Annotated in this window: 14 protein-coding genes; 1 reads left to right on the forward strand and 13 read right to left on the reverse strand. The window is 65.8% G+C overall.

Annotation, left to right across the window (positions count from 1 at the left end):
• Positions 1–203 precede the first annotated feature (203 nt).
• Genes AC0ZJQ_RS08565 through AC0ZJQ_RS08600 form a run of 8 tightly spaced genes read right to left on the reverse strand, consistent with a single transcriptional unit; the run spans position 204 to position 7229 of the window.
• Complete coding sequence (locus AC0ZJQ_RS08565) at positions 204–971, reverse strand: lipoate--protein ligase family protein (protein WP_008567948.1); 768 nt, start codon at positions 969–971, stop codon at positions 204–206.
• Positions 968–1681 (reverse strand): 2-oxo acid dehydrogenase subunit E2, encoded by a 714-nt coding sequence (locus AC0ZJQ_RS08570; protein ID WP_008567946.1) that lies wholly within the window; start codon positions 1679–1681, stop codon positions 968–970. The genes AC0ZJQ_RS08565 and AC0ZJQ_RS08570 overlap by 4 nt, the downstream gene beginning before the upstream one ends.
• 2 nt (positions 1682–1683) lie before the next feature.
• On the reverse strand, positions 1684–1917 hold the full coding sequence (locus AC0ZJQ_RS08575) for a lipoyl domain-containing protein (protein WP_023444395.1): 234 nt from the start codon (positions 1915–1917) through the stop codon (positions 1684–1686).
• 5 nt (positions 1918–1922) lie between these two features.
• On the reverse strand, positions 1923–2945 hold the full coding sequence (locus tag AC0ZJQ_RS08580; protein ID WP_083862484.1) for an alpha-ketoacid dehydrogenase subunit beta: 1023 nt from the start codon (positions 2943–2945) through the stop codon (positions 1923–1925).
• Between the two features lie 13 nt (positions 2946–2958).
• Positions 2959–4029 carry a 2,3-butanediol dehydrogenase gene (locus AC0ZJQ_RS08585; RefSeq protein WP_476477764.1) on the reverse strand — a complete coding sequence of 357 codons (1071 nt, stop codon included), beginning with the start codon at positions 4027–4029 and terminating at the stop codon, positions 2959–2961.
• Positions 4030–4077: 48 nt separating this feature from the next.
• A complete protein-coding gene (locus tag AC0ZJQ_RS08590) occupies positions 4078–5067 on the reverse strand; it encodes a thiamine pyrophosphate-dependent dehydrogenase E1 component subunit alpha (RefSeq protein ID WP_165595410.1) in 990 nt (329 codons plus the stop codon).
• A gap of 25 nt (positions 5068–5092) precedes the next feature.
• On the reverse strand, positions 5093–6670 hold the full coding sequence (locus AC0ZJQ_RS08595) for a GMC family oxidoreductase (RefSeq protein WP_476477676.1): 1578 nt from the start codon (positions 6668–6670) through the stop codon (positions 5093–5095).
• Between the two features lie 55 nt (positions 6671–6725).
• Entirely contained in the window at positions 6726–7229 is a 504-nt protein-coding gene (locus tag AC0ZJQ_RS08600) for a gluconate 2-dehydrogenase subunit 3 family protein (RefSeq protein WP_476477677.1), read from the reverse strand.
• A 393-nt stretch (positions 7230–7622) separates the two neighbouring features.
• On the opposite strand from AC0ZJQ_RS08600, the gene AC0ZJQ_RS08605 reads away from it, so the two are divergent.
• Positions 7623–9551: a sigma-54-dependent Fis family transcriptional regulator gene (locus tag AC0ZJQ_RS08605; RefSeq protein WP_155552587.1), complete on the forward strand. Its 1929-nt coding sequence runs from the start codon at positions 7623–7625 to the stop codon at positions 9549–9551.
• 177 nt (positions 9552–9728) lie between these two features.
• Here the strand turns inward: AC0ZJQ_RS08605 and AC0ZJQ_RS08610 are convergent, their stop codons facing one another.
• The 5 genes from AC0ZJQ_RS08610 to AC0ZJQ_RS08630 all read right to left on the reverse strand — a co-directional run bounded on the left by AC0ZJQ_RS08610 (position 9729) and on the right by AC0ZJQ_RS08630 (position 13733).
• Positions 9729–10394: a response regulator transcription factor gene (locus AC0ZJQ_RS08610; protein WP_003290299.1), complete on the reverse strand. Its 666-nt coding sequence runs from the start codon at positions 10392–10394 to the stop codon at positions 9729–9731.
• A 34-nt stretch (positions 10395–10428) separates the two neighbouring features.
• Positions 10429–11001 (reverse strand): PQQ-dependent catabolism-associated CXXCW motif protein, encoded by a 573-nt coding sequence (locus tag AC0ZJQ_RS08615; protein WP_301618002.1) that lies wholly within the window; start codon positions 10999–11001, stop codon positions 10429–10431.
• A gap of 104 nt (positions 11002–11105) precedes the next feature.
• Positions 11106–11897, reverse strand: coding sequence for an ABC transporter permease (locus AC0ZJQ_RS08620; RefSeq protein ID WP_213663457.1), 792 nt, complete (start codon positions 11895–11897; stop codon positions 11106–11108).
• 145 nt (positions 11898–12042) lie between these two features.
• On the reverse strand, positions 12043–12765 hold the full coding sequence (locus AC0ZJQ_RS08625) for an ABC transporter ATP-binding protein (RefSeq protein ID WP_476477678.1): 723 nt from the start codon (positions 12763–12765) through the stop codon (positions 12043–12045).
• Positions 12762–13733 carry a YVTN family beta-propeller repeat protein gene (locus AC0ZJQ_RS08630; RefSeq protein WP_008567932.1) on the reverse strand — a complete coding sequence of 324 codons (972 nt, stop codon included), beginning with the start codon at positions 13731–13733 and terminating at the stop codon, positions 12762–12764. Before AC0ZJQ_RS08630 ends, AC0ZJQ_RS08625 begins: the two co-directional genes overlap by 4 nt.
• Positions 13734–13736: the final 3 nt, after the last annotated feature.

Below are 13736 nucleotides of genomic sequence, written 5' to 3' on the forward strand. Positions count from 1 at the left end.
CTTCTACAACTGCATTGTCCGGCCTGGTTGCGCTTCTGTTGCCAGCGTTAGTGGCGTTACGCCCCGCTGCGGCGAAGCTCTACAAAGGAACTGCTGTATGCCGCGCTGGCCGGGCAGGCTGCCGTTGGGCGGGTCGGGCGTGAGGTGGCTCATGGTGTTTCCTCCGATGCGTGGCCGGGCTGGTTGGCTGGCCATGTTGTTGTTCAAAGCAAAGGGGAGGGCGGAGCGGCGACCGCGCTTGCGGCCGGACAGGGCAATGGACGGGCACCGAGTTCCAGGCCTTGCCAGGCCAGAACGCGCTGATAACGGTCGGACAATGACTCGGCCTCGCTCCAGGCGCCCGGCAGCCGCTCGCCAAGGGCCAGATGGCTGTCGGCCCGGCAGCGCAGGTCGTTGGCGCAGGCGTGATAGAAGCGGTTGACGACTTCGGCCATCGGTTCGCGCCAGTCGTCCATTAGCAGAGCCGCATGCGCGAGCACCGCCGGGCGACCGTCGTGGCTGCGCCGCCAGCGTTGTGCGGTGCCGGCCAGCTTGCGACCCTCCAGCGTGAGGTTGTAGCGACCGTCGCAGAAAGCCCCCGAAACCGCGCCGACTCCGGCCCGCAGACCATGTTCGGCAAGCCATAGCGCCAGGGGATCGAGTAGTCGCTCGTAGGCAACGACGATGCGCTTGTCGATCTCGTCGCTGGCCGGCAGGGCGCAAGCCAGGGCGATATTGAGCACGGCCGGCGATTGCGGCACCGGCTCACCGCCGGTGTCGCGCAGCAGGATCGGCCAGCCCTGCGCCGCGCAGCGTTGGCTGGCCAGGGCGAAACCGGGCCGGCGTGCGAAGCTGCCGGGCATCACCAGTGCCTGATTGGTCGGCCGCCAGAGCAGCAGCTGGCAGTCGAACAACCCGTCACAGACGCGCTGCAGCAAGGCCCGCTCGGCATTCAGGCCGGCTGCCACGCTGAACCGGGCGATGCCGTTCATGCCGCGTACTCCTCGATGCGTCGGCACAGCTCGTCGAGAAACTCCGCCGCCGGGGAGCCGTTGACGGCGCGGTGATCGAAGGTCAGCGACAGGCCCATCCACTCGACTTCCACCAGCTCGCCGCTTGGTCCGAGTTCCAGCCGCCGCTGAATGCCGCCGACACCCAGGATCGCCACCTGCGGCGGATTGAGGATCGGCGTGAAGTGGTGCACCCGCGACAGCCCCAGGTTGGAGACGGTAAAGGTGGCGCCGGTCAGCTCCTTGACCGACAGCTTGCCGGCCTGGGCCTTGTCCACCAGCGCCTTGCGCGCCAGGCACAGGCCTTCGCCGTCCAGCTGTTCGGCATTGAACAGCGCCGGGGCAACCAGCAGATCGCCCGCCAGCGGGATGGCAAGGCCCAGATGCACCGCCGCGTGCTGGTGAATCACCTCATCTTCCAGCGTCGCGTTGAGGCCGGGATGGGCCTTGAGCGTTTCGATCACCTTGAGCAGCAACAGGTCCTGCACGGACACCGCGCTGCCCGCAGCCTTCAGTTCGGCGCGCCGGGTTTTCAGCGCATCCAGCCGGCATTCGCTGTGGTGGGTCAGCTGCGCGGTGGTCTGCAGGCTTTCGTGCATCTTCGCCGCGATCATCTTGCGCATGCCTTTGAGCGGTACCCGTTCGGGCACCCGTTCGGGCGCGCGCTCGGGCAGGATTTCCAGTCGAGTCATGGCTATTCCACCTGGCCGATGACCGCACCCTTGGCGATCACCGCGTCTTCTTCCTCGATGATCTTCAGCACGCCGGCAGCCGGCGCCTCGATCTCGAACTGGGCCTTTTCCGACATGACCTCGGCAACCAGGTCACCGGCCGCCACTTCGGCGCCGTCGCTGACCAGCCAGGAGGTGATCACCGCTTCGGCGTCGCCTTCCCAGAGGTCGTCTGCAATCACGATGGGGGTACTCATAAACATCATTCCTTATGCATGGCGTGGTAGGCGGCCACGATCTTGTCGGCGTTGGGCAGGGCCCATTGCTCCATGACCGGGGTGAAGGGGATGGGGATGTCGGGGAAGGCCACCCGCTGCGGGCGGGCCTTGAGCATGCCGATGTCGTGCTCGACCACGCTGGCGATGATTTCGCCGCTGACGCCGAAGCTGTGGTAGTCCTCGTCGATCACGATCAGCCGGCCGGTTTTCTTCACCGAGGCGATGACGTGCTCGCGGTCCAGTGGCACCAGGCTGCGCAGGTCGATGACCTCGGCGCTGACGCCGTCCTTCTCCAGCTGCGCGGCGGCGCGCAAGGCGTGGTGCACGCCGGCGCCGAGGCTGACCAGGCTGACGTCGCGGCCTTCGCGCACGGTTTTGGCCTTGCCGATCTCGACGATGTAGGGCTCTTCCGGCACCGGCACCGTGGCGCCTTTCTCGGTGCCCAGCCAGCCCATGCCCTGCAGCGCCTTGTGGAAGAGGTAGACCACCGGGTTGTCATCGCGGATCGCCGCGGTCATCAGGCCCTTGGCGTCATAGGCGTTGCTCGGCACCACCACCTTCATGCCCGGCAGGTGGGCGAAGGTGCCGTACAGGCACTGCGAATGCTGGGCGGCGTCCGAGTAGCCGGCGCCGGTCGAGGCCATCAGCACCATGGGCACCGGCACCTTGCCGCCGGAGAAGTAGGTGTTCTTCGCCATCAGGTTGTAGATGGCATCCATGCAGACGCCAAAGAAGTCGACGAACATCAGCTCGACGATCGGCCGCATGCCGTCCGAGGCGGCGCCCACGGCGGCGCCGATAAAGGCGGTTTCGGAGATCGGCGTGTCGCGGATGCGCGTCTTGCCGAACTCGTCATACAGCCCGCGGGTGTTGCCGAATACGCCGCCGAGCTGGCCGATGTCCTCGCCCATCACGAACACCTTCGGGTCCAGGCGCATCTCCTGGGCCACGGCTTCGGCCATGGCGCGGGCGACGGTGAGCTTTCTCTCTTTTACTGCTGTGGTCATGGTGGTCTCCTGCTCAGCCGGCCAGCGCGCTGGGGCTGACGATGATCTTGACGTTGCGGTCCTTGTGGTTGGCCAGCTCCTCGAAGCCCTGCTCGAGGATGCTGTCCAGCCCGATGCGCCCGGTGATCAGCGGGGTGACGTCCATGCGGCCGTCAGTGATCAGGGCGATGACGTCGGCGAATTCACCGGCGTAGGCGAGCGAGCCGATCACCTGTTTTTCAGTGGCGACGATCTCGAAGAAGTTGAATTCCGAGGGTTCCTCGAAGATGCCGACCATCACGCAGCGACCGGCCTTGCGGATCACGTCGATGGCGAGCTTGGCGGTGGCCTTGTGGCCGATGCACTCGAAGGAGATGCCGGCACCGTAGCCGCCGGTGAGCGCCTTGATTTCGGCGATGGCGTCGCACTCGCTGGGGTCGATGACCCGGTTGGCACCGACTTCCAGCGCCTTGGCCTTGCGTGCGGCGGACATCTCCAGCGCGATCACCTGGCCGGCACCGGCGGCCTTGGCGCACATGATGGTGCACAGGCCGATGGTGCCGGCGCCGACCACCACCACGGTTTCGCCGAGCAGGCTGCCGGCCTTTTTCACTGCGTGCATGCCGACGGCCAGCGGCTCGATCAGCGCGCCGGCCTCCAGCGGAAAGCCTTCCGGCAGGCGGTAGAGCAGTTCGGCCGGCACGTTGACGAATTCGGCAAAGGCGCCGTTGTTCATCAGCCCGGTGAAGGCCAGCTGTTCGCAGAGGTTGTACTGGCCGGTCTTGCAGAAACGGCACTGCCCGCAGTGCTGGCAGGCATCGGCGGCGACCTTGTCGCCCGGCGCGTAACCCTCGACGCCGTCACCGATGGCGACGATCTCGCCGCAGAACTCGTGGCCGAGGATGCACTGGCCCTTGATGCCGGTGAGCGGGTGCGGTGCATCCACCGGAATGAACACCGGGCCGGCGAGGTATTCGTGCAGGTCGGAACCGCAGATGCCGCACCAGTGTACGCGGATCTGCACCCAGCCCGATTGCGGCGCGCCGGGCAGCGGCACCTGTTCCAGGCGAATGTCCTTGCGACCGTGCCAGACGGCGGCGGTCATGGTGGCTTGGCTGTTCATGAGTGTTCCTCTTGTTGTTCTCGGATGGGCTCAGACGAACACCTTCTCCAGCGCCTCTTCCGGGCGCGGGTAGGGGCTTTCGCGGGCGAACTGCACGGCTTCATCGATGCGGCCGCGGGCGCGCGCCGCGATGTCTTCGGCCTGCGCTTCGCTCAGCACGCCTTCGTCGATCAGGCGCTGGCGGTAGCCGGGGATCGGGTCCTTTTTCATCAGGCCGTCCTTCTCGCCTTCGGGGCGGTAGGTTTCGCCGTCGCCCATGAAGTGGCCGGCCAGGCGGTAGGTTTCGATCTCGATGAGGGTCGGGCCACCACCGGCACGGGCGCGCTCGATGGCTTCGCCGGCGGCGCGGAACACGCCGTCCGGGTCGTTGTTCTCGACGAACACACCGGGCATGCCGTAGGCCGCCGCGCGCACGTGGTGTTGCTTGATGCAGGTGGCGCTGGCCTTGGCCACCGAGATGCCCCAGGCGTTGTCCTCGATGACGAACACCACCGGCAGCTTCCACAGCGCCGCGAGGTTCAGCGTTTCGTGGAAGGCGCCCTGGTTGGCTGCACCCTCGCCGATGAAGGCGACCGCCACACCGGGCTTGCCCTGCAGCTGTCGCGACAGCGCCGCGCCGACAGCCGGGCCCATGCCCTCGGCGATGATCCCCGAGCAGGAGAAATTCACCCGGCCGTCGAACAGGTGCATGTGCCCGCCGCGCCCACCGGAGAGGCCGGTGGCCTTGCCGAAGATCTCGGCCATCATCTCGTTGAGGTCCACGCCCTTGGCTACGGCGATGTGGTGCGGGCGGTGGGTGGCGGTGACGATGTCCTCGGCGTTCAGGTGGGCGCAGACGCCCACGGCGCAGGGCTCCTGGCCGTTGGAAAGGTGCATCTCGCCGGGGATCGGCCCCTTGGCCATGTTGAATACCGGCGTCTTGCCTTCCATGTAGATGCGCTCGATGGATTCCTCCATGTAGCGGCTGGTCAGCATCCGCTCGTACATCCACAGGCGCTGTGATTGGGTTGGCTGGGTCATGGGTGGACTCCCTTGAAGTGGCGGGTCAGATCGCGCGTTCGTTGAGCAGGCGGCCGATCTGCTCGGCCTGGCGCAGGGCCAGCGCGACGATGGTGAGGGTGGGGTTCTGGCCGCCGCTGGTGGTGAACTGGCTGCCATCGGAGACGAACAGGTTGGCGATGTCATGGCTCTGGCCCCACTTGTTCACCACGCCGTCACGCGCCTTGGCGCTCATGCGGTTGGTGCCCATGTTGTGGCTGGCCGGGTAGGGCGGCAGCTCGATGATGTCGGTGGCGCCGGCGGCCTCGTAGCACTTGGCGGTGGCGGTGACGCCGTGCTTGCGCATGGCGGCATCCATCGGGTGGTCGCTCTTGGTCACTACCGGGATCGGCAGGCCGTACTGGTCCTTTTCGCTGGCGTGCAGGGTGATGCGGTTGCTTTCCAGTGGCAGGTCTTCGCCACACAGCCAGACGCCGGACATGTGGTCGTACTTCTCCATCCGCGAGGTGAACTGGCGGCCCCAGCCTTGTGGCGTCGGGTCGAGGAAGGCGGAGAGGAAGGGCAGGCCGAGGGCGAGGATTTCCAGCCGGTAACCGCCGACGAAGCCGCGCGATGGGTCGTTGTAGGATTCGTCGGAGATGACTCCGGCGCAGGTCGTGCCGCGGTACATGTGCACCGGCTTGGGCATCACTGCGAAGATGCCGGCGGTGGTATGCGTCATGTAGTTGCGCCCGACCTGGCCGGAGGAGTTGGCCAGCCCGTCGGGGAACATGGAGGAGGCGGAGTTGAGCAACAGGCGCGGCGACTCGATGGAGTTGCCCGCTACGCACACCACGCGGGCCTTCTGCCGTTGGATGTTGCCCTGGGCATCGGCGTAGACCACGCCACTGGCGCGGCCCTTGGCGTCGTGCTCGATGCGCAGCACCATCGATTGCGGGCGCACTTCGCAATAGCCACTGGCTTCGGCGCGCGGGATGTCGGTATAGAGCGTCGACCACTTCGCGCCCATCTTGCAGCCCTGCATGCAGAAGCCGATCTGCTGGCAGGCGGCGCGGTCGTCGTAGGGCTCGGTGTTGATCGCCATCGGCCCGGAGAGGATCTCCTTGTAGCCGACCCGCTTTGCACCGGTGGCCAGCACCTTGAAGGAGTTGTGCCACGGGTGATAGGCCATGCCGGTGCTCGGCCCGGTCACGCCCATGTGCTTCTCGGCCTTTTCGTACCAGGGCGCCATCTCTTCCAGCGTCACCGGCCAGTCGAGCAGATTGGCGCCGGCGATGTCGCCGTTGATGCTCTGCATCTTGAATTCGAAGTCGCGGAAGCGCAGCGCAATGCCGGCCCAGTGCACCGTGCTGCCGCCGACCGCCTTGACGATCCACGCGGGCAGCGTCGGGTTGTTCTCGGCCAGGTGCCAGCCACCGGTGGCCTGGCGTTTGTCGAGCCAGGAGATCTTCTTGAACATCGCCCATTCGTCGTTTTCGATGTCGTCGAGGCTGAAGCGCTTGCCAGCTTCGAGCACCACGCTGCGAATCTTCTGTTTGGCCAGCGCGTTGGCGAGCGTGCCGCCGCCAGCGCCGGAGCCGATGATCACCACGACGCCATCGTCGTCCTGGGCAAAAGTTGCCATGGGGTATTCCTCGTCTTGTTCTTGTTGTGGAGTCGGCGCGCTCAAGCGCCCCGGCTCAGAGCCAGTTCAGGTCGTCGAAGCCGCGGTTGACGTAGCCGCCGTATTCCCACGACGAGCCCTCGTAGCCGAACAGCGGGAACAGCGCCTTGTTGTCGTACAGGCCGAACATCAGGTTGCTGCGCACCGCCTTGAAGAACGGCGAGCGCTCGACCTCGGTCAGCAGGGCGACGCGCTGCGCTTCGTCGAGCGCCTCGAACGGGCGGTCATGGGCCTCGATGGCGCGTCGATTCAGGTCAGCAAGGCCGTCGGCGACCAGCTTCGGCTGCTCTTTGGCGAGTTCGGCCAGCGGGCGGGCGTAATGCGCATCGCCGATGGCGTCATGCGGGAACACGTCGCGGCCCACGCGCAGCAGGCCGGGCGGTAGTTCCGGCAGCGCTTCGTCGGCCAGCAGGCGCACGGGAATCAGCTGCGCCAGACTGAAGGCGAGGGCGGTCTGACCGGAGAGGGAAAGAAAGCGCCGTCGACTGATGGCGGTTTCATGGCAGTTGGGTTTTTGCATGGCTCAGCTCCTGACTTATTGCCGGAGCCTGAAAGAAAGTGCAGGCACGCGGCGCTCTTGTTATGCGGGGGGCTTGTTCCGCAAATACTTCAGGAGCAGATGGCGTGCCAACTTCTTTGTTTGCGCGTTTAGTTCTCTAACAGATTGAAAATAAAGAACTAAATTTTTAGTTGGGATGACTTGTCAGTTGGATTGTAAAGCTCTTCGGCTTTACACCTGTAACGTCGTTGTAAATGGCTTTACAACGTACGAGCAATTTATTGGGAGCGCATGTTCCAAAGTTGAACTTCCCCGCCGGAACATTTGATTTATTCTTGGCGCAGTCGCAGAACTGAAACGAAAACAACAAGAATCATCCGCCCGAGCGCCTGCACCTCGGGACGAGGAGGACGCATGACGCCGCTTGCCACCCCTGCCAGTCATATCGAGGCGGTGCTGTCGCTGGCCAACGCATCGCAGCTGCTCGGTGATCGCGATCCGATCATCGCCCGTTCCTGGCGGCGCTGCGTGCATGACTACGGACTGGACCCGGCGCGCCCGGCCGAGGCGCGCTTCGTGCCGCGCCAGGTGTTGCGCGAACACCAGGACCACGCCGATGAGCTGATCAACGTCGCCCGCGCCGGCGTCGAGCAGCTTTACCGGCATGTCGCGGAACTCGGCTACATCATCCTGCTGACCGACAGCCGTGGCATCGCCGTGCAGTTTCTCGGCGATCCGGCCGACGAGAAGGCGCACCGCAAGACTGGTCTCTACCTTGGCTCCGACTGGGGCGAGGACCACGCCGGTACCTGCGCGGTGGGCACCTGCATCAAGGAACAGCAGGCGCTGACCTGCCACCAGCACGACCATTTCAGCGCCTGGCACACCAACCTCACCTGCACCGCGGTGCCGATGTTCAACCCGCAGGGCCAGCTGCTGGCGGTGCTCGATATCTCGGCGCTGTATTCGCCGCCGTCCAAGGACTCGCAGACCTTTGCCCTGCAACTGGTCAAGCAGTACGCGCGGATGATCGAGGATGCCTACTTCCTGCGCCTGTACCGCGACCGGCCGATTCTCTGCTTCGACGCCTCGCGCGAGTTCGTGCTGATCAACCGCCACTACCTGCTGGCCTTGGGCGACGACGGCGAGCTGCTGGCCGGCAACACCGCCGCTCGCGGCCTGCTGGCCGAGCACGGGCTGATGACGCCGGGGCCGTTCGGCAGCCTGACGCGGGCGCGCATCGACGAATTCTTCGATTGCGAGCTGGCGGACATCCTCAGCATTCCCTACGCCAGCCACGACCAGGTGCGCGCCTTCCGCACCCAGCGGCACAACCGCTTGTTCTTCGCCGCACTGATGGAGCCGCGCCGTGCCGTGTCGCTGCCGGCCGAGCGCACCCAGGGCGCGCCGCGCTGCGCGCTCGATGCTCTGGCCGACGACGATCCGGCGATGCGCAAGATGCTTGCCCGCGCCCGCCGGCTGTGCAGCGAGCCGCTCAACGTGCTGCTCAACGGCGAGACCGGCACCGGCAAGGAACGCCTGGCCCGCGCCCTGCACGAGAGCGGCAGCCGAAGCCAGGCGCCATTCGTGGCGATCAACTGCGGCGCGGTGCCCGAGTCGCTGATCGAAAGCGAGCTGTTCGGCTACGCGCCGGGCACCTTCACCGGTGCGCGCAGCAAGGGCATGCGCGGGCTGATCCAGCAGGCCGACGGCGGCACGCTGTTCCTCGATGAGATCGGCGATATGCCGTTGCATCTGCAGACCCGCCTGCTGCGTGTTCTGGCCGAGCGCGAGGTGACACCGCTGGGGGCCGAGCGGCCCGTCAAGGTGGATATCCGCGTGATCGCCGCCAGCCACCGCGACCTGCGACAGATGGTCGAGGCCGGCGAATTTCGCGAAGACCTGTTCTACCGCCTCAACGGCGCCCTGCTGAAACTGCCGCCGCTGCGCGAGCGAGCCGACAAGGGCTATCTGATCGAACGGGTCTACGCCGAACTGGCGCAGGGGCGCAGCAACGCCCCGCACCTGCGCGGCGATGCCATGAGTGCGCTGCTGGCCTACCCCTGGCCGGGCAACATTCGCGAGCTGCGCAACGTGCTGCAGTGCGCGCTGGCCACTTGCGAGGGCAACGAAATCACCGTGCACGACCTGCCCGAGGAGTGCCTACCGCACGCGGTGACGCGCGCCGCCGCGCCGGCCGCGGTGCAGGACGCGGGCGATGATCTGCGCAGCTTGCTGCGGCGCCAGCGCTGGAACGTCAGCGCAGTCGCCCGGGAGCTGGGGGTTTCACGGCCGACGGTGTATCGCCGCATGCGTTTGCTGGGCATCGAACCGCCGGTGTGAGCGGGGCGATGCGCAGGGTGCGAGGGCTTGGGTTCGGAAGCGGACGACGCCGGCGTGAGCTGCCGGCGCTGTTTCGAAAGGACTGCTTGGCGTCGCGTCGTCATACAGGCTTCGTTAGTTGCGAAGCCGCATGGTTGCGCGCCGGCTCGTGGCTGGCGCCGCGCGATGCGGTGCCGTTCAGCGCCGCAGATAAGCGGTGAAATCGATATCGCCGGCCGAGAGGATCGCCTGCACGCGGTTGTGCACGTTGAGCTTGCGCAGGATCGCCGAGACGTGCGCCTTCACGGTGGTTTCGGCGATGTCGAGGTTGTAGGCGATCTGCTTGTTCGATTCGCCCTTGGTCATGCGTTCCAGCACCAGCAGTTGCTTGCGCGTCAGCGCCTGCAGCAGCTCCGGCGGGATCGACGGTTCGCTGTGATGGGTATGGCGGCTGGTGGCCTTCTGGCTGCGGATGATGTCCGAAGGCAGGTAGACGTTGCCGTTGAGGATCTGCTCGATGGCTTCGGTCATCTGCGCGCGCGGCGAGGATTTGGTGATGAAGCCGACCGCGCCATAGGTGATGGCCTGCAGCACGATCTGCTTGTCCTGCTCGGCGGAGACGATCACCACCGGGATGGTCGGCGCCTCGTTGCGCAGGTTGATCAGGCCGTTCAGCCCATGCATGCCGGGCATGTTCAGGTCGAGCAGCACCAGATCGAGGTCGTCATGTTCCAGGGTCAGCGCCAGGGCGCTGTCGAGGTCGGCGGTTTCCAGGATTTCGCTGTCCGGAAAACCGTCGCGGATGACGTTGTGGATGGCCTCGCGAAACAGCGGATGGTCGTCGGCAATCAGAATCTTGTACAAGGCCGGTCACCTCTTTGTTTTGATTATGGTGAGCTTAGTCAGCGTGCTGGCTGCTCTGCACGGGCTCAGGGGTCGCAGGGTGCAGCGGCAGACCAGCCTGCTCCCAGCCATCAATGCCGTCACGGTACCAGTACAGGTCGGTGTAGCCCAGCGCGCGGGCGCGCCGGGTGGCATTCCAGCCCAGCCAGCAGTCGGAGCGGCAGTAGAACACCAGCGGCCGTTGCAGGTCGCCTTCGGTGATGCGCGCCAGGTTCTCGCTGAAGTAGTCCGCCCATAGCGGGGTGAGCGAGCCGTCGCCGGTGTTGGCCAGCCAGACACTGCCCGGCAGGTTGGCGTGGGCCTCGTTGTCGATGAACTGACCGGCCAGCCATTGGCGGCGGTAGACATCCACCAGCAGCATGTCGGAGCGCTCGGCCAGCAGGCGTTGGAGCGTCGCGGTGTCCACCGTCTGCGCGCCCTCGGCGGTCGCCGGCGTGGGGCTGCGGTATTGCGTCTGGCGGTAGCCATCGGCGGAGAACAGTGCCGGGTCTTCGGTCGCGCTGGCGAGCGGACTCAGGCCAATCCCGGTGAGGGCGACGAACAGCAGGGGCAGCAACGACCTGGGCATTTATCTTTGTTCTCCGTACGTCGGTGGGGTCGATTACAGAGCAAAGGAGGTGTCTTTGAAATCCTACGATGGAGGCGCCAACCAGTACCAAAGTACCGGTTGCCTTATGCTGAGCGCCGCAGTGCGGCGTGCTGCGGATTGAAACTGGCCACCGCCAGCAGGCTGAACAGCACCGTCAGACCCACGCACACGGCCAGCGCCGTCGGTTCGAGACGCTGGTACAGCCCGTAGCGCACCAGCTCCACCGCATGGCTGAACGGGTTGAACGCGCAGACCCAGTACAGCCACTCGCTGGCCTCGCGCATCTTCCACAGCGGATACAGCGCCGAGGAAAGGAAGAACATCGGGAAGATGACGAAATTCATCACGCCGGCGAAGTTCTCCAGCTGGCGGATGCCGTTGGATAGCAGCAAGCCCAGCGCGCTGAGCAGCAGCGCCACCAGCAGCAGTGCGGGCAGGGCGGTCAGCAGCCCGAGCGGCGGCGGCTGTACGCCATACACCCAGGCGATGGCGAGAAAGGCGTAGACCTGTAGCAGCGAAATCAATGCCGTGGCCAGCAGCTTGCTCGCCAGCAGGAAACCGCGTGGCAGCGGGCTGGTGAGCAGCACGCGCATGCTGCCCATCTCGCGGTCGTAGACCATCGACAGCGAGCCCTGCATGCCGTTGAACAGCAGGATCATGCAGGCCAGACCGGGGACGATGTAGGTCTCGTAGGTGATGTAGGTGTCGTACGGCTCGATGATGGCGATGCCCAGCGCGGCGCGAAAACCGGCGGCGAACACCACCAGCCACAGCAGTGGCCGCACCAGCGCGCTGAAGAAACGCGAACGCTGCTGGACGAAACGCAGCCACTCGCGCAGCACGATGCCGCGCAGGCATTCCCAGTACAGGCTCATGGTCGTGCCCTCGGGTGAGTGGAATCATGGTGGATAAGGCCTGCGGCCGTTATCCACCCTACGGGCAGGGTGTGGCAGCCGTAGGGTGGAAAACTTGCGCAGCGATTTTCCACCGGGCGAGGTTGGAGGGCGGTGTGCGCTGCGTTCATGCCGCCACCTCGGTGAGGCGAGCGAAACTTGCGGCCAGGTCTTCGCCATGTTGCGTCAGGCTGGCCACGTTGCCCTGCGCGACCAGCCGGCCGCGGTTGAGAATGAGCAGGTCGTCGTCCGTCTGGACTTCGTCGAGCAGGTGAGTGGTCCACAGCACGCTCATGCCTTCCGTGCGGCACAGCTCGCGGACGTGCCGGTTGAGCGCCTGGCGGCTGGGCGGATCGAGACCGGCGCTGGCTTCGTCGAGCAGCAGCAGGCCGGGTTTGTGCAGCAGCGCACGGGCGATCTCGACGCGCCGGCGATGGCCACCGTTGAGCTCGCGTACCTTGCTTTTGCGGCGGTCGCCGAGTTGCTGGCGCTCCAGTTCGCGCTCGATGCGCTCGCTGGCCAGCACGCGCGGCATGCCGTGTAGCGCAGCGTGATAGCGCAGGTTCTGCTCCACGGTCAGATCGAGGTCCAGTGTGCTCTGCTGGAACACCACGCCGAGCCGGCGCAGCGCCTCGCGCGGTTGCTGGCGCAGGCTGGCGCCGGCGATGCGGATGGCCCCGTGCTGCAGGTCGTACAGCCGCGTCAGCAGCGCGATCAGCGTCGACTTGCCGGCGCCGTTGGGGCCGAGCAGGGCGGTGAAGCGCCCCGCGCTGGTGGCGAAGGAAACGTCGTCGAGCGCCTGCCGCGGCCCGTAGGCGAAGCGGACGCCCTCGACTTCCAGCGCGTTCATGGCGCGACCACCACGCCCCACGGGAAGCGGCCGACCTTGATCGACTTGGTCACCTTGAGCTTGGCGACATCGATGACTGACACGTCGCTGCTCACGCCGTTGGTGGTCAGCAGCAGGCTTTCATCCGGGTTGAACGCCATGTGCCAGACGCGCCGGCCAACCAGCAGGTAATCCAGCACTTCGTAGGTTTTCGCATCGACCACGGCGATGTGGTTGGCCGGGCCGAGCGCGACGAAGGCGTATTTGCCGTCGGAGGTGAGCTTGATGCCCACCGGCTGGACCTTGTCCGGGTGGATGCCCTTGATCTTGAAGGTCAGGGTCTTGAGGATTTCGCGCTTGTCCACGTCGACCACGCTGACCGTGCCGCCGATTTCCGCCGAGGCCCAGAGGATCTTGCTGTCCTTGGTGAACTCGACGTGCCGCGGGCGTTGGTCGACCAGGGTGTTGTCCACCAGCTGGTTGGTGGCGGTGTCGATCCAGTGCAGCATGTTGGTGGTTTCGCTGGTGTTGACTGCCCACTTGCCATCCGGGCTGACCGCCATGCCCTCGGGCTCGACGCCGACGTCGATCTGCGCCAGCACCTCTTCCTTGTCGACGTCGACCACCGTCACCAGCGCATCGTCCTCGTTGGAGATGTACAGCCACTTGTTGTTGGGATGCAGGGCAAACTGCTCCGGGTCGGCACCGGACGGCAGCTGTTTGATGATCTGCCGCGTGGCCAGGTCCATCACCTGCACGGTGTCCGAATCGCTGGCGCAGATGTAGAGCAGCTTGTTGTCGTGCGAAAGGGTCAGCCCGCGTGGACGCATGCCGACTTCGAGGGTCTCGACCGTTTCCATCTTGTCCAGGTCGATGACGCTGATGCTGTCATCCTTCTCGTTGGAAACGTACGCAGTAGCGGCCAGGGCGGAGCCGGCCAGGCAGCTCAGGGCGCAGGCGATGGCGGAGGCAAGCAGGGTTCTGGGCATGAG

The sequence above is a fragment of the Stutzerimonas sp. 21-1 genome, assembly GCF_056336065.1.

Excerpts from the sequence above, each read along its gene's own strand:
- AC0ZJQ_RS08605 (WP_155552587.1), top strand. The coding sequence starts at position 7,623 with ATGACGCCGCTTGCCACCCCTGCCAGTCATATCGAGGCGGTGCTGTCG.
- AC0ZJQ_RS08595 (WP_476477676.1), bottom strand. The coding sequence starts at position 6,670 with ATGGCAACTTTTGCCCAGGACGACGATGGCGTCGTGGTGATCATCGGC.
- AC0ZJQ_RS08590 (WP_165595410.1), bottom strand. The coding sequence starts at position 5,067 with ATGACCCAGCCAACCCAATCACAGCGCCTGTGGATGTACGAGCGGATG.
- AC0ZJQ_RS08620 (WP_213663457.1), bottom strand. The coding sequence starts at position 11,897 with ATGAGCCTGTACTGGGAATGCCTGCGCGGCATCGTGCTGCGCGAGTGG.
- AC0ZJQ_RS08600 (WP_476477677.1), bottom strand. The coding sequence starts at position 7,229 with ATGCAAAAACCCAACTGCCATGAAACCGCCATCAGTCGACGGCGCTTT.
- AC0ZJQ_RS08575 (WP_023444395.1), bottom strand. The coding sequence starts at position 1,917 with ATGAGTACCCCCATCGTGATTGCAGACGACCTCTGGGAAGGCGACGCC.
- AC0ZJQ_RS08630 (WP_008567932.1), bottom strand. The coding sequence starts at position 13,733 with ATGCCCAGAACCCTGCTTGCCTCCGCCATCGCCTGCGCCCTGAGCTGC.
- AC0ZJQ_RS08615 (WP_301618002.1), bottom strand. The coding sequence starts at position 11,001 with ATGCCCAGGTCGTTGCTGCCCCTGCTGTTCGTCGCCCTCACCGGGATT.
- AC0ZJQ_RS08565 (WP_008567948.1), bottom strand. The coding sequence starts at position 971 with ATGAACGGCATCGCCCGGTTCAGCGTGGCAGCCGGCCTGAATGCCGAG.
- AC0ZJQ_RS08585 (WP_476477764.1), bottom strand. The coding sequence starts at position 4,029 with ATGACCGCCGCCGTCTGGCACGGTCGCAAGGACATTCGCCTGGAACAG.
- AC0ZJQ_RS08570 (WP_008567946.1), bottom strand. The coding sequence starts at position 1,681 with ATGACTCGACTGGAAATCCTGCCCGAGCGCGCGCCCGAACGGGTGCCC.
- AC0ZJQ_RS08625 (WP_476477678.1), bottom strand. The coding sequence starts at position 12,765 with ATGAACGCGCTGGAAGTCGAGGGCGTCCGCTTCGCCTACGGGCCGCGG.
- AC0ZJQ_RS08580 (WP_083862484.1), bottom strand. The coding sequence starts at position 2,945 with ATGACCACAGCAGTAAAAGAGAGAAAGCTCACCGTCGCCCGCGCCATG.